Here is a 19,418-nt window from a genome sequence, read left to right on the forward strand (position 1 = left end):
CGGCGTCGCGGCCCTGCCGTACCCCATGCACCCCCTCGGCACCACCGGCACCACCGACACCACCGGCAACCACCGGCAACCATCCGCATCACCGCACTCGCCGCCGCACCCCCCCCCTGGCATTCCTCCCGGAAGTTCCTCCCGCAGAGAGCGAGCACCGTCATGCCCAGAAACCGCCGTCTGACCGCCGCGGCCACCGCCGTCGCCGCGCTATCCGTCCTGGCCACCGCGTGCACGGGCCAGAGCGGCAATGCGGCCTCCGACGACCCGGGCAAGGAGGTCACGCTCAACTTCTGGCACGGCTGGTCCGCGCCGAGCGAGGCCAAGGCGATCGAGGAGAACATCGCCCGGTTCGAGAAGGCCCACCCGAACATCAAGGTCAAGGTCACGGGCAACATGACCGACGACAAGATCAACCAGGCGCTCCGGGCAGGCGGCGGAAAGGCCCCCGACGTGGTCTCCTCCTTCACCACCGACAGCGTCGGCAAGTTCTGCAACTCCGGCGCCTTCGCCGACCTGAACCCCTTCCTGCAGAAGTCCGGGGTCGACAAGGCGAAGGTCTTCCCCAAGACCCTGCTCGAATACACCCAGTTCAACGGCAACCAGTGCACGCTGCCACTGCTGAACGACGCGTACGGACTCGTCTACAACAAGGACGCCTTCAAGGCCGCGGGCATCACCGAACCGCCGAAGACGTGGAGCCAGTTCACCGAGGTCGCGCAGAAACTGACCAAGCCGAACGGGGACTCGTACGACCAGCTCGGCGTCATGCCGACCTATCACGGCTACGAGACCACCCCCATGCGCCTGGCCGCGCAGTGGAGCCCGAAGTACTTCGGCTCCGACGGCAAGTCCAACCTGGCCAAGGACCCGGCCTTCGCGAGCATGCTGACCGCGCAGAAGGACCTGGTGGCCAAGCTCGGCGGCTACGCGAAGCTGGAGAAGTTCCGCAGCACGTTCGGCGACGAGTGGAGCGCCGAGCACCCCTTCCACAAGGGCCAGGTCGCCATGCAGATCGACGGCGAGTGGCGGGCCGCGATGGCCAAGGAGGCCGGGGTCGCGTTCGAGATCGGCACCGCGCCGATGCCGGTGCCGGACGACCAGATCGCCGACTACGGCAAGGGCTACCTCTCCGGCACGATCATGGGCATCGCCTCGGGCAGCAAGAAGCAGAACGCCGCCTGGGAGCTGGTGAAGTACATGACCACCGACACCGAGGCGGTCGTGTCGTTCGCCAACGCCATCCACAACGTGCCCTCCACCCTGGCGGCCCTGGAGTCCCCGGACCTCCAGGTCACCCCGGAGTTCAAGACCTTCCTCGACATCGCCCGGCACCCGAAGTCGAACACGACCCCGGCCCAGGCCGACGGCGGCACCTACCAGCTGACCTTCCAGGACCTGGCGTACGCGGTCGAGAAGGGCGATGTCGCCGACATCCCGGCCGGCCTCGCCAAGACCGACCAGCAGATCGACACGGACATCGCGAAGGCGAAGTAGCCCCCGATGACCGCCGCGATGCCCAGCACCACCGCACCCGCCCTGCGTGCGAAGCGCCGGCGGTCCGCCCTGCGGACCGCGGCCTTCATGTCGCCCTGGCTGATCGGGTTCGCCGTCTTCTTCGCGTACCCGCTCGTCTCCACCGTGTACTTCTCCTTCACGAAGTACGACGGCTTCCGTCCGCCCGTGTTCAACGGCCTGGACAACTGGAGGTACGTCTTCACGGACTATCCGCTGTTCTGGCCGGCCATGCGCAACACCCTGTGGCTGGTCGTGGTGATGGTCGGCTGCCGGGTCGTCTTCGGCCTCGGCATCGGCCTCCTCATCACCAAGATCAAGACGGGAGCGGGGATCTTCCGGACCCTGTTCTACCTGCCCTACCTGGCCCCGCCGGTGGCCGCGACCCTGGCCTTCGTCTTCCTGCTCAACCCCGGCACCGGCCCGGTCAACACCCTGCTGGAAGCGGTCGGCCTGCCCGCGCCCGGCTGGTTCACCGACGCCGACTGGTCCAAGCCCGCGCTCACCGTCCTCGCGCTGTGGGGGGTCGGCGACCTGATGGTCATCTTCATGGCCGCGCTGCTCGACGTACCGAAGGAGCAGTACGAGGCCGCCGAGCTGGACGGGGCCGGCGCCTGGCAGCGGTTCCGGCACATCACCCTGCCCAACATCTCGCCGATCATCCTGTTCGCGGTGGTCACCGGGGTCATCCAGGCCATGCAGTACTACACGCAGCCCCTGGTGGCGGGGAAGGTCGCCGCGGGCGTCATCGGCGGCTCGGGCCAGCAGTTCGAGCCGGGCTACCCCGGCAAGTCCACGCTGACCCTCCCCCAGGTGGTCTACAACGTCGGCTTCCAGCGCTTCGACTACGGCGCCGCGTGCGTCGTCGCACTGGTCCTCTTCACCCTCTCCATGGCCTTCACCGCACTCCTGATGCGCCGCCGTGGCGGACTGATCGGAGCAGGTGACTGAGATGGCCCAGCTGACCGATACGACGACCGGGACGGCCGGGACGAAGGGGACGACCGCGCCGCGCCGCGGCGGCGGCGTCGACCGCAGCGCCAGTCGCAGCGCCCGCCGACGGGCCGTACTGCACTGGGTCGGGGTGCACGCCCTCGGCGTCGCGGCCGCCCTGTTCTTCGTCCTCCCGTTCGTCTTCCTCCTCCTGACCTCCCTGATGAGCGACCAGCAGACGCTGACCCGCGACCTGGTGCCCGGCACCTGGGAATGGGGCAACTACGCCAAGGTGTGGCACACCCCGGGCTTCCTGACCTGGTGGCGCAACACCCTGCTGTACGCGGGGCTGGGCACACTGCTGACCGTGGTCTCCTCGGTGCCCGTCGCGTACGCCCTCGCCAAGTTCCGCTTCCGCGGGCGGCGGCTCTCGCTGCTGCTGGTGATCGCCATGATGATGCTGCCGCCGCAGGTGGTGGTCATCCCGATGTACCTCTTCTGGGCCAAGCAGCTGGACCTGTCCGGCACGCTGTGGCCGCTGATCATCCCGATGGCGTTCGGCGACGCGTTCTCCATCTTCCTGCTCCGCCAGTTCCTGCTGACCATCCCCGACGAGTACCTGGACGCGGCCAAGGTCGACGGCTGCGGCGAGGTCCGCACCCTGCTGCGCGTCGTCCTGCCGATGGCCAGGCCGGGCATCGCCGCCGTCGCGCTGTTCCAGTTCTTCTCCGCCTGGAACGACTACTTCGGCCCCCAGATCTACGCCTCGGACAACCCGGCCGCCTGGACGCTCAGTTACGGACTGGAGTCCTTCAAGGGCGCGCACCACACCAACTGGAACCTCACCATGGCGGCAACCGTGCTGGTCATGGCGCCGGTGATCGTCCTCTTCTTCTTCGCCCAGAAGGCGTTCGTCGAGGGCGTCACCCTGACGGGAGTGAAAGGCTGATGACCATGAGACTCGCAGTGGTGGGCGGCGGTTCCACCTACACCCCCGAGCTGATCGACGGCTTCGCGCGGCTGCGCGACACCCTGCCGATCGGCGAGCTGGTGCTGATCGACCCCGCCACCGAGCGGCTCGAGCTGATCGGCGCGCTGGCCCGGCGGATCTTCGCCAGGCAGGGGCATCCGGGGCGGGTCACGACCACCGCCGATCTCGACGCGGGCGTCGAGGGCGCCGACGCGGTGCTGCTCCAGCTGCGCATCGGCGGGCAGGCGGCCCGGCTCCGGGACGAGACCTGGCCGCTGGAGTGCGGCTGCGTCGGGCAGGAGACCACGGGCGCCGGCGGGCTCGCCAAGGCGCTGCGGACGGTCCCGGTGGTGCTGGACATCGCTGAGCGGGTCCGGCGGGCCAACCCGGACGCCTGGATCATCGACTTCACCAACCCGGTCGGGATCGTCACCCGCGCCCTGCTGCAGGCCGGGCACAGGGCGGTCGGGCTGTGCAACGTCGCCATCGGCTTCCAGCGGCGGTTCGCGGCGCTGCTGGACCTGGCCCCGGCCGAGATCCACCTGGACCACGTGGGGCTCAACCACCTCACCTGGGAGCTGGGGGTGCGCAAGGGCGGCCCGGGCGGCGAGGACCTGCTGCCGCGGCTGCTCGCCGAGCACGGGGAGGCCGTCGCCGAGGACCTGCGGCTGCCGCGCGCGGTGCTGGACCGGCTCGGCGTCGTGCCCTCGTACTACCTGCGGTACTTCTACGCGCACGACGCGGTGGTGCGCGAGCTGGGCGGAAAGCCCTCACGGGCCGCCGAGGTGGCCGCCATGGAGAAGGAGCTGCTCGCCCTGTACGCCGATCCGGCGCTGGACGAGAAGCCGGAGCTGCTGGCCAAGCGGGGCGGGGCCTTCTACTCGGAGGCGGCCGTGGACCTGGCGGCGGCGCTGCTGGGCGACGGCGGCCCGGGCCCGGCGGTGCAGGTGGTCAACACGCGGAACAACGGGACGCTGCCGTTCCTCCCGGACGACGCGGTGATCGAGGTGCAGGCCCGGGTGGACCGGTCCGGCCCCGTGCCGCTGGCCGTGCCGCGGCTCGACCCGCTGTACGCCGGTCTGGTAGCGCACGTCACGGCGTACGAGGACCTGGCGCTGGACGCGGCCGTACGGGGCGGCCGCGAACGGGTCTTCAAGGCGCTGCTGGCACACCCGCTGGTCGGCCAGTTCGAGCTCGCCGAGGGGCTGACCGACCGGCTCCTCGCGCACAACAAGGAGCACCTGGCATGGGCGTGAACCGTCCCGCCCCGCCCGCCGTCCTCGCCGTGGACGCGGGCAACAGCAAGACGGACGCGGCCCTGATCGCCGCGGACGGCACGGTCCTCGGCACCGGGCGCTCCGGCGGCTTCCAGCCGCAGCGGACCGGTGTCGAGGCGGCGGTGGACGTACTGGGCCAGGCGGTCGCCGAGGCCGCCGAGGCGGCCGGACTGCCCCTGCCGGGGCCCGGTGCGCCGTACGCCGACCAGGTCTCGGCATGTCTGGCCAACGCCGACCTCCCGGTGGAGGAGCGGCAGCTCGCGGACGCGATCGGTGCGCGCGGCTGGGGTGCGGCCACCCGGGTGTTCAACGACACCTTCGCGATCCTGCGGGCCGGGCTCTGCGGGGCCGAGCCGCCGCGCGGGGTCGCGGTGGTGTGCGGGGCCGGCATCAACTGCGTGGGGATGCTGCCCGACGGGCGCACGGCCCGCTTCCCGGCGCTCGGGCAGATCTCCGGGGACTGGGGCGGCGGGGGCGGCCTGGCCGCGGAGGCCCTGTGGTGGGCGGCGCGCGCGGCGGACGGCCGCGGCGGGCCGACGGAGCTGGCGGTGGCGCTGCCGGGGCACTTCGGGTTCGGTTCGATGCCCGAGCTGATCGAGGCGCTGCACCTGGGGACCCTGGCGCAGCGGCGGACCCACGAGCTGGTGCCGGTGCTGTTCGCGGTGGCCGCGGCGGGCGATCCGGTGGCCTCGGCGATCGTGGAGCGGCAGGCGGACGAGGTGGTGGCCCTGGCGTCGGTGGCGCTCGCCCGGCTGGACCTGCTGGACGAGGAGGCTCCGGTGCTGCTCGGCGGCGGGGTGCTCACGGCCGGTCACGGACAGTTGAACGAGCGGATCGCGACAGGACTGGCGCGGCGGGCACCGCGTGCCAGGGTGTCGGTGGTCGCGGCACCGCCGGTGCTGGGCGCGGGGCTGCTGGGGCTGGACGCGCTCGGGGCCCTGCCCGAGGCCCATGGCAAACTCCGTGCCCATTTCGGGTGAACCCGCCCCGGGAGGCCCCGGGTCTGGAACCGTGGCGGCCGTCGGGACGTATTGACGGTGAAGGGGTGGGGTCGGCGCACGCAGGGGGTGGATCGCCCAAGATCCGGCACCGGGTGCTGTGGTTGACCGTCACTACGGCCATACTGCTGCGGAGCAGAGGACCGAGGGGGAGGTCACGGTGGCCATCACATCACGCGCGCCCGCGCCCGGGGGCAGCCTCGCCGTGCCGCCCGCGGGTCCGCCGGAGCCGCCTCCCCGGCCGGGTACCGCCTGGGCCGAGGGCGTGGAGCGGCTGCGCGCGGCGGCGACGACCGAGCCCGGCCGGCTGCGGATCATCGGCGCGGTCCTGGCCGCCCTGGTACTGCTGTTCGGCACGGTGACCGTCTTGGAGATCTCCGGCCGGGTCGGCGCCGCGGACGACGTGGTGGGCCGCAGCCAGCCGCTGAGCGCGGACGCGGCGAGCATCTACCGCTCGCTCGCGGACGCCGACACGGCCTCCTCCAGCGGGTTCCTGGCCGGCGGCGACGAGCCGCGAGACGTCCGCCAACGGTACGAGAAGGACATCTCCAACGCCTCGAAGCTGCTGGTGAGCGCGGCCGCCAACACCGGGGCGGACGAGGACTCCCGCAAACAGATCGCGCTGCTGAGCGAGCAGCTGCCCCACTACACGGGCCTGATCGAGCAGGCCCGGGCCACGAACAAGCAGGGCCTGCCGCTCGGCGGCGCCTATCTGCGGTACGCCAACGAACAGATGAGCGCCCAGCTGCTGCCCGCCGCGCAGCGGCTGTACGAGGCGGAGACGGACCGGCTCTACACGGACTACGACGACGCCCGTTCGCTTCCGCTGGCCTCGCTCGGCACGGGCCTGCTCGCGCTCGCCGCTCTGGCGTGGGCGCAACGCCGCAACTACCGCCGGACGAACCGGGTCTTCAACCACGGTCTCGTGGCGGCGACGGCCGCCTCGCTGGTGGTACTCATGTGGCTGGCCGTGGGGCACACGGTCGCCCGGTCGGGGCTGGCCGAGGCCAGGTCGGACGGGCAGGAGTCGCTCAAGGTGCTCAACGACGCGCGGATCGCCTCGCTCCAGGCGCGCGCCAGTGAGAACCTGACGCTGATCGCCCGGGGCGCTGTACTGGCCTCGGACAACAAGTCCGACAAGTACGACGTGGACTTCACGACCGAGATGAACGAGCTGGACACGGGGCTGGCGACGGCGCTGAAGCTCGCCGACGACAGCAGCGGGCGGGAGCCGGTCAGCCGGGCCGCGGACGGTGTCAAGCAGTGGAAGCAGCGGCACGCGGCGGCCCGGGAGACCGACTTGCGCGGCGATTACCAGGACGCTTTGCCCCAGGTCATCGGGGACAAGGACCACAAGGACAGCAGCGGGGCCTCGTTCGACACGGTGGACGCGTCCCTGGAGCAGGCAGTGGCCCATGAGCAGCAGCAGTTCACCCGGGCGGCCCGGGACGGGCTCGGCGCGCTGGGCGGTTTGGTGACGGGTTCGGCGGCCCTCGCGGTCGTCGGCGCCGCGGCGGCGCTGCTCGGCATCGGGCGCCGGCTTTCGGAGTACAGGTGACAGCGATGCGGATACGCGTGAAGGGCCACGTCGAGGGCTACGACGGCGGAACCGGCCGGGACGGCGAGCAGGCCGGTGCGTCCGGCGTGCCCGGTGCGTCCGGCCTGCCCGGGACACCCGGTGCGTCCGGGGCACCCGGTGCGTCCGGGGTGCGCCGGCCGGCGGGGCGGCTGCGCGGCTGGGGCGGGGTGAGCGCGATGGCCGCCGCCTGCGCGGTGACGGCCGCGGCCGTCCTGCTGCCGCTGGCCCAGGCGGCCCCGGACACCGGCCACCCGGCCGTGGTCCGCGAGCCCGCCTCGATGGCGGCCGCCCCGGTGCCCTGGTCGCTCACCGACACCTGCCAGGACCCGGAGGCCAGCCTGCGCCCGTCCGGCGTGGACGGGCCGACCATCGACCGGATCCGCAAGGCGGGCAAACTCGTCGCGGGCGTGGACCAGAACAGCTTCAAGTGGGGCTACCGCAACCCGGTCGACGGCCGCCTCGACGGGTTCGACATCGCCCTGGTCAAGGCCATCGCGAAGGACATCCTGGGCGACGAGAACGCCGTCATCTACCGGGCCATCCCCACCAGCCAGCGCGTCCCCGCGCTCCATGACGGCCGCGTCGACGTCGTCGTGCGGACCATGACGATCAACTGCAAGCGGCTGGAGGACGTCGCGTTCTCGACGGCGTACTTCGAGGCCGGGCAGCAGGTCCTCGCCCCCAAGGGCTCGCCGATCACCGGGTACGACGCCTCTCTGAAGGGCCGCCGCATCTGCACCGCGGCCGGCTCCACGGCCGAGGCGGCGCTCAAGGCCCAGCCGTACGGCTCGGTGCCGGTCAGCGTGCCCAACCAGCTCGACTGCCTGGTCCGGCTCCAGCTGGGCGAGGTGGACGGCATCATCACGGACAACGCGCTCGCGGCCGGCCAGGCCGCGCAGGACCCGTCGGTGCGCCTCGTCGGCTCCCCGTTCACCAAGGAGTTCTACGGGGTGGCCATGAACAAGGACGCCTCCGACCTGGTGCGCCGGGTCAACAAGGTGCTGGAGAACTACCGCGCCGGCGGCGACAACAGCCCCTGGATGCAGGCCTACGTGACGCACCTCAAGCCCGTCCTGCCCGGTGTGGCCGGACCGCCCACGCCGAAGTACCGGGACGGCTGAGGCCGGTGGCAGAGTCGGAGCCCGATGTCAGGAAAGCGGAGGCGGGGTTTTTGGAAGCGCAGTCGGCAGTGATGGACCGGGACGACGTCGACCGCGCCCTGGCCCGGCTCGGAGCGGAGCACGAGGCCGTCGAGACCTCGCTGCTCGCCCTCCAGGACCACGCGGGGCGCCGGCTGCTGGAAGGGGCCGGGCTGACCGGCGTCACCAAGGAGCGGTGGGCGCAGGCCGACGCCGCCATCACCCGGCTGTGGACGTACTTCGACGCCTACAGCGGGGCGCTGGGCGCTGCCCGGGAGATCCGCGAGCGGCGCCGCTGGCCGGGCCGCGAGGAGCTGATCGAGCTGACCGAGCGGCTGCGCGGGCCCGGGGTGCTGATCGCCGGGGCCGCGGCGGAGGGCGTGGCCCTGGCGGAACGGCTGTCGCTCGCCGAACTGGTGGCCCGGATGAACGAGCTCTACGCGAGCTCGCTGGACGTGGTGGTGGCCGCCGACTCGGTGTGGTCGGCGCTGCCCGCCCGCATCGACCTGCTCGCGGCCGAACTGCACCGCACCCGCTCGCTGGCCCACTCGGTGGGGGTCCGCCCGGGTGAACACCCCTCGGGCGACGACCTGGAGGCCATCACCGCCGAGCTGGCCGCGCTGCGGGCGCAGGTGATCGCGGATCCGCTGGCGTTCTGGCAGCCGGTGGCGGGGAGTTCCGCGCCCGGCGGCGGCCGCCCGGACACCGCCCGCTACGACCGGGCCGCGGTCGCGCTGGAGGACGTACGACGGGAGATCGAGGCGGTCCTGGCCGTACGGCAGGATGCCGAGCAGCGGCTGATCAGCCTGCGGGACGTGCTCTCGCGGGCCGACCGGACCCTGGCGGAGGCGCGGACCGCGCGCGGCGAGGTGCTGGCGAAGATCGCGGCGTCGGAGGTGCCGGCGGTCAGCGGACCGCCGACCGCACTGCAGGAGCAGCTGGCGGCGGCCGCCGAGTACCGGCGCCAGGCCCAGTGGCACCGGCTTTCGCCGCTGCTGGAATCGCTGGAGGAGCGGGCCGATGAGGAACTGCGCCGGGCCCGCGAATCGTTGACGGCGGTGACGGCTCCCTTGGCGGTACGGGCGGAACTGCGCGGGCGGTTGGACGCGTACAAGGCGAAGGTGGCCCGGCACGGGATGGCTGAGGATCCGCTGCTGATCGAGCGGTACGACGCGGCCAGGCGGATGCTGTGGAGCGCGCCCTGCGATCTGCGGGCCGCCGAACAGGCCGTCCTGCGCTATCAACGGGCAGCGGCGGAGTCACTGGCACCGCCGCAGCCGCAGCACCGGCCCGAGGGGCCCGGGGAGGAGAACGCATGAGTCTGGTCGGAACCGCGTGCGTTCGCCCCGGCTGCCCGGGGACGTACGAGGACATGGGCGGCGGCGAGCTGTACTGCGACACCTGCGGTCTGGCGCCGATCGGCGCCGTCGCCGCGGGTGCGGAAGAGCTGGTCTCGCCGCCGACGGGGATGACGAGCGCGGCCCGGCACGGCGACTCCCAGAGCTCGCAGGGCTCGCACGGCTCGGGCCGGTCGGGGTCGTCCTCGACCTCGGCGCGCTCTTCGCGGTCCTCGCGTTCGTCGTCCTCGCGGCGCTCGGTGTCGGGCCGGCTCTCGCGCTCCCTGCCCGAGGCCGTGTCCACCCGCTCGGTGTCGGTGCGCAGTTCGGGTTCGGCGGCCGGGCCCTCCGGGCGCAGCCGGCTGGGCGCCGGGCTGGTCAACGTCCCGGAAGTGCCGCGTCCGGATCCTTCGGCGGCGGTGCTGGAGAACCCGGAGGTGCCGGAGCGCAAGCGGTTCTGCTCGCGCTCGGACTGCGGGGCACCGGTGGGCCGGTCCCGTGGGGACCGGCCGGGCCGGACCGAGGGCTTCTGCACCAAGTGCGGGCACCCGTACTCCTTCGTGCCCAAGCTGCGCGCGGGCGAGGTCGTGCACGGCCAGTACGAGGTGGCGGGCTGCCTGGCGCACGGCGGCCTCGGCTGGGTGTACCTGGCGGTGGACCGGGCCGTGTCGGACCGGTGGGTGGTACTCAAGGGCCTGCTGGACACCGGGGACCAGGACGCGATGGCTGCGGCGATCTCGGAGCGGCGCTTCCTGGCGGAGATCGAGCACTCCAACATCGTGCGGATCTACAACTTCGTGGAACACCTGGACCAGCGGACGGGTTCGCTGGACGGGTACATCGTCATGGAGTACGTCGGCGGCAAGTCGCTGAAGGAGATAGCGAACGAGCGGCGGCGGCCGGACGGCCGCCGCGATCCGCTGCCGGTGGAGCAGGCCTGCGCGTACGGGATCGAGGCGCTGGAGGCACTCGGGCACCTGCACAGCAGGAACCTGCTGTACTGCGACTTCAAGGTCGACAACGCGATCCAGCAGCAGGACCAGCTGAAGCTGATCGACATGGGCGCGGTGCGCCGGATGGACGACGAGGAGTCGGCCATCTACGGCACGGTGGGCTACCAGGCGCCGGAGGTGGCCGAGCTCGGCCCTTCGGTCGCCTCCGACCTGTACACGGTGGCGCGGACGCTGGCCGTCCTGACCTTCGACTTCCAGGGCTACACGAACGTGTTCGCGGATTCGCTGCCGGATCCGGAGCACATCGAGGTGTTCGGGCGGTACGAGTCCTTCTACCGGCTGCTGGTCCGGGCGACCGACCCGGATCCGGATCGGCGGTTCTCGTCCGCGCAGGAGATGGCGGACCAGCTGACGGGCGTGCTGCGGGAGGTCGTCGCCCTGCAGACGGGCAGCCCGCGGCCGCAGCTCTCCACCCTCTTCGGGCCGGAGCTGCGGGTTCCGGACACCCGGCTGTTCGCCGACGTGGCCGGGACCGAGGTGTCCCGGCTGGGGGCGCGGACGCTGCCGGGTCCCACGGCGGGCCGCAGGCTCGGGCGCAGGCCGGGGCCGGTTGCGGTGCTGCCCGCTCCGGCGGCTGCGGCGGTGGCCACGGCGCCCGCGGGGACGCCGGGGGCGGCAGCCCTCTCCGCGCCGCTCGGAACCACGGTGACCCACAGGGCCGGCGGCCCGGCCGGAGCGGTGCCCGTCGGAGCCGTCCCGGCCGCGCGCCGGGCCCCGGGGCCGGCCGGGCAAGCGCCGGTGGCCGGGCCGTTGGCCGGGCAAGCGCCGACGGCCGGGCCGGTGGCGGTGCCCGTGCCCGCCGTGCGCCCCACCGAACTGGCCGCACTCGACGCCCGGGGCTTGGCGCTGGCCCTGCCCGTGCCGCTGGTGGACGCGGGCGACCCCAATGCCGGCTTCCTGGCCGGACTGCTGGCCTCCGCACCGGGAGACCTGCTGGGCGCCCTGCGCGCGGCGCCCGCCGACTCGGCGGAGCTGCGGCTGCGCGAGCTGCGGGCCCGCCTGGAACTCGGCGAACTCGCCGCGGCCGGGGCCGCCCTGACCGGTCTGGAAGCCCGGCATCCGGACGACTGGCGGGTGGTGTGGGCCCGCGGGATCGCCTCACTGGCCACCGGCGACGACGAGATAGCGGCACTGTCCTTCGACGCCATCTACGACGCCTTCCCCGGCGAGCCCGCGCCGAAGCTGGCGCTGGGCCTGTGCGCGGAGATCCTGGGCCAGTTGGACAACGCCGCCGAGTACTACCGGCTGGTCTGGATCACCGACCCGGGGTTCGTGAGCGCGGCCTTCGGGCTGGCCCGCGTCCAACTCGCCTCGGGCGACCGGGGCGGGGCGGTGCGCACGCTGGAGTCCGTGCCCGAGACGTCGATCCACTACACCGCCGCACGGGTGGCGGCGGTACGGGCACGCCTGCGCGACCGGTCTCCCGAGGAGGCCCTGCTGCCGGATCTGGCGGCGGCTGCCGCGCAGGTGGAAGCCCTGGAGCGGTTCGGCCTGGACGCGGTGCGCCACGAGCGGCTGTCGACGGAGGTTCTGGGCTCGGCCCTGGACTGGGTACTGTCGGGTAGCCGGGGTTCCGACCCCGGTCGGACCTCGCTGCTCGGCAGTCAACTGGACGAGCGGGGCCTGCGCTTCGGCCTGGAGCGCTCGTACCGCGTTCTCGCGCGGCTGGCGCAGCGGGGCGAGGACAGGATCGAACTGGTGGAGCGGGCAAACCGTTTCCGTCCCCGGACGTGGGTGTGAGTGATGTCGATGCATCGGCCGTCTGGCTGCCCCAGCTGCGCGGAGCCCCTCGAGGAGGGTGACCGTTTCTGCGGCGTCTGCGGCTCTCCCGTGTCCGCCGCGCCCCGTCCCGTGTCCCGGGACAACCCGACCCTCCCGATCCCCACGCTCCCGGCCGCCCCGACGGGCCCGACCGGCGGGTACGCCCTCGCGGAGCCCGCGCCCGGGTGGGGCAGTGCCGCGGCCGGTGCTGCGCCCACGCTGGTCGGGGACACGGCCGGCTGGTCCGCCCCTGCGGAGCCGGCCGCCGGGCCCGGCGCGGAGCCGGCCGCGAGGGCGGTCCCGGCTCCCGCCACCGCAGGCGCGGCCTCGGAACCGGCCGCCGCGAGGGTGGTCGCGGAGCCCGTCGCCCAGCCGGCCGCCGCGCCCGTCTCCGAGGCCGCCCTCGTACCGCCGCAGGGCCCCTCGTTCGGCGCGCCCGAGCCCGCGTACGGCGCCGTGCCCGATCCGGCGGCCGGCCGCGAGATCCGCCACGACCGGCCCGGCGGCACCCCCACCCCTCCCGAAGGGACCCCCTGGGGCGCGGCCGAAGCCCCGTACGGCGCCACCGGCCCCGGGCACGAGGACCCGTACACCGTCGGCACCGCGCAGGGGAGCACTCCCGCGCCGGCGGCCGGCGACGGCGGGAAGACCTGCGTGGCCTGCCGGGCCGGGCGGGTCGACACCGACGGGTACTGCGAGCACTGCGGGCACGCCCAGCCCCGGGAGCGGGACCACCTCGAGGAGGAGCTCGGCAGCGTCGCCGCCGTCAGCGACCGGGGGCTGCGCCACCACCGCAACGAGGACTCGTTCGCGGTCGCGGCCACCGCCCTGCCCGACGGCTCGGCCGCCACCGTGGCCATCGTCTGCGACGGCGTCTCCTCCGCCAGCCGCCCCGACGAGGCCTCGGCCGCCGCGGCCGGCGCCGCCAACGAGTCCCTGCTCGAAGCCCTTCCCCGCGGCGCCCACCCCCAAGAGGCCATGCACGACGCCATCCTGGCCGCGGCCACCGCCGTGAACGCCCTGGCCCCGGAGGTCCCCGGCGCGCAGAACGCCCCGGCCTGCACCCTGGTCGGCGCCGTCGTCAGCGGCGGCCTGCTGACCATCGGCTGGGTCGGCGACAGCCGCGCGTACTGGGTCCCCGACGACCGCGACGCGCTGCCGCGCCGCCTCACCGAGGACGACTCCTGGGCGGCCCAGATGGTCGCGGCCGGGCTGATGGGCGAGGCCGAGGCCTACGCCGATGTCCGTGCCCACGCCATCACCGGCTGGCTCGGGGCCGACGCGTACGACCTGGAGCCGCACACCGCGACCTTCAAGCCGGACCACGCGGGCGTCGTGGTCGTCTGCACCGACGGCCTGTGGAACTACGCCGAGTCCGCCCAGGACATGGCCCAGGTGCTGCCCTCGGACGCTGCCGCCCGCCCCCTGCACAGTGCGCAGGTCCTGGTGGGGCACGCCCTCGACGGGGGCGGCCACGACAACGTCACGGTCGCCGTCGTGCCGTTCGCCGCGCCGCCCGGCCCGGAGGCGGCGCAGGCAGCGGCAGAGACAGCGGCAGCGGCACCGGTGGCCGCTGCGGCGAGACCGCAACAGCCGCAAGCGGAATCGGAAACGGAAGCGGAAGTACGCCCTCAGGGCTGATCCGCCCGCCCCGTCCCCAGTCCCTCTCCTAGGAGTCCAGCCGATGGCGAACTTCGCCAAGCCGAGCGCCCCGCGCTTCAGCGTGGAGGTGTACCAGAACGAGTTCCTCCCCGAGGGCGGGCGGGACGTCCACGCCATCGTCACGGTCACGTCCACGGGCGGCGCCGCCGCCACCCGCGCCGCGGCCGCCCACGGCTCGGCCGCGGTCGTGATCATGGTGGACTGCTCGGGGTCGATGGAGTACCCGCCGGACAAGATGCGCGGCGCCCGCGAGGCCACCGCCGCCGCGATCGACACCCTGCGCGACGGCACCGCGTTCGCCGTCATCGCCGGCACGCACGTGGCCAAGGAGGTCTACCCCGGCCAGGGCCGCCTCGCCGTCGCCGATCCGGCCACCCGCGCCCAGGCCAAGGAGGCCCTGCGGGCCTTGAGTTCCGGCGGCGGCACCGCCATCGGGACCTGGCTGCGCCTCGCCGACGGCCTGCTGCGCCAGTCCTCCGCCACCATCCGGCACGGCATCCTGCTCACCGACGGCCGCAACGAGCACGAGGAACCGGCCGTGCTCCGCGCCACCCTCGAGGCCTGCGCGGGCCGCTTCACCTGCGACGCCCGCGGGGTGGGGACGGACTGGGAGGTCAAGGAGGTCACCGGCATCGCGAGCGCCCTGCTCGGCTCGGCCGACATCGTGGCCGACCCGGCGCACCTCACCGAGGACTTCACGCGCATGATGGAGAACGTCATGGGCAAGGAGGTCGCGGACGTCGCGCTGCGCCTGTGGACCCCGGTCGGCGTGGAGATCCAGTACGTCAAGCAGGTCGCGCCCACCGTCCAGGACCTCAGCGACCGCCGCAGCGAGGCGGGCCCGCGCGCCGGTGACTATCCGACCGGGTCCTGGGGCGACGAGTCCCGCGAGTACCACGTGTGCGTCCGGGTCCCCGCCGCGTCCGTCGGTCAGGAGATGCTGGCCGCCCGGGCCACGCTCATCCTCCCCGGCGCGCCGGGCGAACCGCCGGCCGCGCTCGCACAGGGACTGGTCCGGGCGGTGTGGACGGACGATCTGGCCGCCTCCACCGCCATCAATCCGCAGGTCGCCCACTACACGGGGCAGGCGGAGCTCGCGCAGGCTATCCAACAGGGGCTGCAAGCGCGCAAACTGGGCGATGTCGGCGGCGCCACGGCCAAGCTCGGCCGTGCCGTGCAGCTGGCCAGTGCCTCCGGAAACGCGGACACGGCCAAACTGCTCGCGAAGGTGGTGGATGTCGTCGATGCCGCTGCGGGTACTGTGCGGCTGAAAGCGAAGGTCGCGGATGCCGACGAGATGACCCTCGAAACGCGTTCGACCCAGACCGTCCGAGTGAAGAAGACCTGAGAAGACCTGACGCGATGACGCAGGCTGAAGGGGGAAGAGCCGCCATGCCGACCTGCCCGAACGGGCACCAGTCCGCCTCCGACGACTGGTGCGAGGTCTGCGGCCACCGCATGGCTGCCGCCGCGGGTGCGCCCGCGGCGCCCTCCTACGGCTACGGCTACCCTCCCACCACCGGTGAGCCGACCGCCCAGGCGGAGCTCTGCCCGCAGTGCCGGACCCCGCGCGAGGCCATGGCCCCGTTCTGCGAGGAGTGCCGGTACAACTTCCTGACGCGCTCGGCGACCTCGTACGCGCCGCTCGGCACGGATGGCGGAGCCGTCGGCGGGAACGGCGCAGGGGCCACCCCGCCGCCTCCGCCGCCCGCGCCCCCGGCGCCGCCGGTGCCTGCCCCGGCGCCCTTCTCCCAGGACCACTTCGAGTACCAGGGCTCTCGGCCGTCCCGGGTCAACCGGCCGGCGGAGCCGCTGCAGCGCGAGGACGACTGGCTGCTGCCACCGCCGGCGCACGAGCAGCCCCAGCCGCAGCCCCCGCAGCAGGCGGCGCAGCAGCAGTACCAGCAGCAGGCCCCGCCGCCGCAGGAGTACCGGCAGCAGGAGTACCCGCAGCAGCAGGAGTACCAGCAGGCGCACCAGCCTCAGCAGCAACAACATCAGCAACAGCAGCCGTTCCCGCCCCAGAGCACCGGCGCCTGGAGCGCGACGATCGGCCCCGACCGCTCGTACTTCATGGCGATGATGCAGCGCAGCGGCCCCGAGGCGGCCGGGCTCAACCTGCCCGCGTACTCCCCGGAGCAGCATCTGCCGCTCTCCGGCGGCCAGATCACCATCGGCCGCCGCCGCGCCTCGACGGGCGAGTCCCCGGACATCGACCTGTCGGTGCCCCCGGAGGACCCGGGCGTCTCCCACCAGCACGCGGTGCTCGTCCAGCAGCCCGACCTCAGCTGGGCGGTGGTGGACCAGAACTCCACCAACGGCACCACCGTCAACGGCGGCGAGGAGCCCATCCAGCCCTACGTCCCGGTCCCCCTCACCGACGGCGACCGGGTCCACGTGGGCGCCTGGACCACGATCACCATCCGCCGGAGCTAGGCCCTCGGCTCTGCTACTCCCCCAGGGGCCATACGTACGGGCCCTGGGGGTCGTCGAGCCACGACCACTGCCCCTCGGTGCTGACCGTCACCCCGAACCGCTCGCGGCCCGGCCGGCCCTCGCCGCGCCACAGGTCCAGGGCCTCGCGCGGGTGCAGCGCGCCCGCGGTCAGCACGAGCATGAACTGGAAGCGCTCGTTCTCCACCAGCTCGTACGGCAGCCCGTACGGCACCCCGGGCGCGGTCGGCGAGGCCGTGGCCCCGCGCAGCGGGACGAAGTACGCCGAGGTGTGCAGGAAGCGGCCCTCGGCGAAGTCGGCGTCCCGGACCCTGAGCGCGATCAGCCCGGTCGACAGCGGGGCCAGGATCCGCGCCCCGGGCCGGCACTGGCCGAGCCAGGCGTGCGGGATCAGCGGCAGCGTGCACGTCACCAGGATCCGGTCGAACGGGGCCCGGGAGGGGCAGCCGCGCGCGCCGTCTCCGGTGACCACGGTCGGCCGGTAGCCGAGCTGGGCCAGGTGTGCCCGCGCGGACTCGGTGATCTCCTCGTCCAGGTCCACCGTCGTGACCCGCTCGTCGCCGAGCCGGTGGCAGAGCAGCGCGGCGTTGTAGCCGGTGCCGGCGCCGATCTCCAGCACGTTGTCCCCGTCGCGGACGTCCAGCGCCTGCAGCATCTTCGCCATCAGGGACGGCTGGCTGCTGGAGGAGACCAGTTCGCCGTCGCGGAGCCGGGTGGCGAGCGGGGCGTCCGTGTAGACCCCGCGCAGCCAGCGGGCGCGGTGGGCCGGGTCCGGGTCCTCGCCCCACAGGCGCTCGTGGCCGGCGCCGCGGCCGGTGAAGAAGTACGGGACGAAGACGTGCCGGGGCACCGCCGCGAAGGCCGCCCGCCAGGCGGGATCCTGCAGCACGCCGGCGGCGGTCAGCTCCCACACCTGCGCGGCGTGGGCGGCGTCCCGCAGATCCCGTGTCTCGGCGTGCGCGGCGGGCTCGGGGCGGACGGTGCCTGCGGCGTGCGCGGGGTGGGCGGAGCGTGCGGAGTGTGCACCCATGGCTCCACTGTCCTGCTGCCGGGCCCGGGAGGCGAACGGTGGTCCCAAGTCCTCGGTCCCCCGTCCGGGCGTCTGAGACGATGGTCGGGTGAATGAGATTCCGCGGGGCACGCTTCAGGAGCAGACGTTTTACGAGCAGGTGGGCGGCGAGGAGACGTTCCGCCGCCTGGTGCGGCGCTTCTACCAGGGGGTCGCGGAGGACCCGCTGCTGCGCCCGATGTACCCGGAGGAGGACCTCGGCCCCGCCGAGGAGCGGTTCGCCCTGTTCCTGATGCAGTACTGGGGCGGCCCGAACACGTACAGCGATAACCGCGGCCACCCGCGCCTGCGAATGCGGCACGCCCCGTTCCAGGTGGACGCGGCTGCGCACGACGCGTGGCTGGGGCACATGCGCGTGGCGGTGGACGAGCTGGGCATGGCGCCGGAGCACGAGGCGCAGCTGTGGCGGTACCTGACGTACGCCGCCGCATCGATGATCAACACCACGGGCTAGCTCGTACGAGAGCCCGCACGGGGAACGCGGAACGCCGAGCGGAAGCCGCAGCCCAGCCCAGCCCAGCCGCAGGCTAGACCGGCCGGATCTGGAGGGCGCCCAGGCCGCCGATGCCGCCGGGGCGGCGCATCGCGATCGAGCCGTACGGGGTGCGCAGCCGGAGCCAGCCGCCGGAGGCGAGCAGGGCCACCGGGTCGGGGGCGCCGGGCGCGCAGGCACCGCTCGCCACGACCGACCGGATCGGCCGCAGGAAGCCCAGGGACTGCGCGGCGTGCACGGCGCGCAGCGGCAGCTCGGTGTCGCCCAGTGTCCGGGACCAGATCTCGCGGCCGATGCGGTCCCGCTCGGACCGGGTCCGGTGCTGCGGGGGCAGGGCCTCGTCACGGGCCCGGAATTCGGCGACGGAAGCGGCCACGGCGGCCCGTATCCCCTCGGGACCGGGCAGCCCGGGCAGCTGCTGCCAGCCGCCGCGGGGCGGGAGCACCCCGGTCCAGGGCGGGCCGGTGACCGGCCCGGGCACGGCGGCGCTCGCGGCGGCCTCGTCCACGGCTTCCAGCAGCTCGCCGGCGGACACGGTCACGTCCAGCGGCCGGGAGACGGGCACGGCGAGCCGCACCGTGCGGATGGCCAGCACCTCGAAGGATGCCGGCCGTCCGAAGACGGCGAGCGCGCCGCCGTTCGCCTGGAGGCGGACCGCGGCGGCCCGGTCGTAGTGCACCAGCCGGCCCAGGAAGGCGGCGAGGTCCGCCGCCTCCCCGGAGTCGGCGAAGCACAGCTGCTCGGTCATGCCGCCAGGCGCCTTTCGGCTCCCTTGGCCTTGCCGGCCGGCTCGTCGAGGTACTCCTCGAGGAAGCGCTTCTCCTCGGCCGTGATGCGGCGGGGCCGCCCCTCGGCGAGGTTGTAGGGCACGACCACGGTCTCGGCGCGCACGTACACCGTCTCGGGTGCGTCCTCGGTCGCCTCGTCCTTGACCTCATAGCGGATGGTCAGTGACGCGGCGCCTATCCGGGTCACCCAGGATTCGATGAGGACCGGCTCGTGACGGTGCACGAGGGGCAGCTTGTAGTCGATCTCGTGGCGGGCCACGACGGAGCCGCCCGTGAAGGACTCGCTGCCCTCCCCCGGCGCGAGGCGGAACATGAAGTCGATCCGCGCCTCCTCCAGATAGCGGAGGAAGACGACGTTGTTGACGTGCCCGAAGGCATCCATGTCCGCCCAGCGCAGGGGGCACCGGTAGTGGTGTCTGGCCATGGTTTC

Annotated in this window: 16 protein-coding genes; 13 read left to right on the top strand and 3 right to left on the bottom strand. The window is 73.5% G+C overall.

The window, feature by feature from the left end:
* The first annotated feature begins 162 nt into the window (after positions 1–162).
* The 12 genes from AB0I68_RS09015 (at position 163) to AB0I68_RS09070 (ending at position 16,620) form a co-directional block, all read left to right on the top strand.
* A complete protein-coding gene (locus AB0I68_RS09015; RefSeq protein WP_363176548.1) occupies positions 163–1,497 on the top strand; it encodes an ABC transporter substrate-binding protein in 1,335 nt (444 codons plus the stop codon).
* A 6-nt stretch (positions 1,498–1,503) separates the two neighbouring features.
* Positions 1,504–2,466: a sugar ABC transporter permease gene (locus AB0I68_RS09020; protein ID WP_363176549.1), complete on the top strand. Its 963-nt coding sequence runs from the start codon at positions 1,504–1,506 to the stop codon at positions 2,464–2,466.
* A 1-nt stretch (position 2,467) separates the two neighbouring features.
* Positions 2,468–3,397 carry a carbohydrate ABC transporter permease gene (locus AB0I68_RS09025; RefSeq protein ID WP_363176550.1) on the top strand — a complete coding sequence of 310 codons (930 nt, stop codon included), beginning with the start codon at positions 2,468–2,470 and terminating at the stop codon, positions 3,395–3,397.
* Positions 3,398–3,402: 5 nt separating this feature from the next.
* Positions 3,403–4,674, top strand: a complete 1,272-nt coding sequence (locus AB0I68_RS09030; RefSeq protein ID WP_363176717.1) for a 6-phospho-beta-glucosidase — start codon at positions 3,403–3,405, stop codon at positions 4,672–4,674.
* Positions 4,665–5,675, top strand: coding sequence for a BadF/BadG/BcrA/BcrD ATPase family protein (locus AB0I68_RS09035; protein ID WP_363176551.1), 1,011 nt, complete (start codon positions 4,665–4,667; stop codon positions 5,673–5,675). The genes AB0I68_RS09030 and AB0I68_RS09035 overlap by 10 nt, the downstream gene beginning before the upstream one ends.
* A gap of 223 nt (positions 5,676–5,898) precedes the next feature.
* The gene (locus AB0I68_RS09040; RefSeq protein WP_363176718.1) at positions 5,899–7,251 is read left to right on the top strand and encodes a hypothetical protein; all 1,353 of its coding nucleotides are present in this window, start codon (positions 5,899–5,901) and stop codon (positions 7,249–7,251) included.
* 197 nt (positions 7,252–7,448) lie between these two features.
* Complete coding sequence (locus AB0I68_RS09045) at positions 7,449–8,393, top strand: glutamate ABC transporter substrate-binding protein (protein WP_363176719.1); 945 nt, start codon at positions 7,449–7,451, stop codon at positions 8,391–8,393.
* A gap of 71 nt (positions 8,394–8,464) precedes the next feature.
* Entirely contained in the window at positions 8,465–9,730 is a 1,266-nt protein-coding gene (locus tag AB0I68_RS09050) for a hypothetical protein (RefSeq protein ID WP_363176720.1), read from the top strand.
* Complete coding sequence (locus AB0I68_RS09055; protein ID WP_363176552.1) at positions 9,727–12,501, top strand: tetratricopeptide repeat protein; 2,775 nt, start codon at positions 9,727–9,729, stop codon at positions 12,499–12,501. The genes AB0I68_RS09050 and AB0I68_RS09055 overlap by 4 nt, the downstream gene beginning before the upstream one ends.
* A gap of 3 nt (positions 12,502–12,504) precedes the next feature.
* Positions 12,505–14,163: a protein phosphatase 2C domain-containing protein gene (locus AB0I68_RS09060; protein WP_363176554.1), complete on the top strand. Its 1,659-nt coding sequence runs from the start codon at positions 12,505–12,507 to the stop codon at positions 14,161–14,163.
* Positions 14,164–14,206: 43 nt separating this feature from the next.
* Complete coding sequence (locus tag AB0I68_RS09065; protein ID WP_363176555.1) at positions 14,207–15,532, top strand: VWA domain-containing protein; 1,326 nt, start codon at positions 14,207–14,209, stop codon at positions 15,530–15,532.
* A 44-nt stretch (positions 15,533–15,576) separates the two neighbouring features.
* Complete coding sequence (locus AB0I68_RS09070; protein WP_363176556.1) at positions 15,577–16,620, top strand: FHA domain-containing protein; 1,044 nt, start codon at positions 15,577–15,579, stop codon at positions 16,618–16,620.
* A gap of 13 nt (positions 16,621–16,633) precedes the next feature.
* Here the strand turns inward: AB0I68_RS09070 and AB0I68_RS09075 are convergent, their stop codons facing one another.
* Positions 16,634–17,578, bottom strand: a complete 945-nt coding sequence (locus AB0I68_RS09075) for a methyltransferase domain-containing protein (RefSeq protein ID WP_363176721.1) — start codon at positions 17,576–17,578, stop codon at positions 16,634–16,636.
* A gap of 178 nt (positions 17,579–17,756) precedes the next feature.
* Here AB0I68_RS09075 and AB0I68_RS09080 point away from each other — a divergent pair, with 178 nt between their 5' ends.
* Positions 17,757–18,161 (top strand): globin, encoded by a 405-nt coding sequence (locus tag AB0I68_RS09080; protein WP_363176557.1) that lies wholly within the window; start codon positions 17,757–17,759, stop codon positions 18,159–18,161.
* 73 nt (positions 18,162–18,234) lie between these two features.
* Here the strand turns inward: AB0I68_RS09080 and AB0I68_RS09085 are convergent, their stop codons facing one another.
* Entirely contained in the window at positions 18,235–18,948 is a 714-nt protein-coding gene (locus AB0I68_RS09085) for a hypothetical protein (protein ID WP_363176558.1), read from the bottom strand.
* Positions 18,945–19,412: a thioesterase family protein gene (locus AB0I68_RS09090; protein WP_363176559.1), complete on the bottom strand. Its 468-nt coding sequence runs from the start codon at positions 19,410–19,412 to the stop codon at positions 18,945–18,947. The genes AB0I68_RS09085 and AB0I68_RS09090 overlap by 4 nt, the downstream gene beginning before the upstream one ends.
* Between the last annotated feature and the right edge of the window lie 6 nt (positions 19,413–19,418).

It is taken from the genome of Streptomyces sp. NPDC050448 (assembly GCF_040655295.1).
GTDB lineage: Bacteria > Actinomycetota > Actinomycetes > Streptomycetales > Streptomycetaceae > Streptomyces.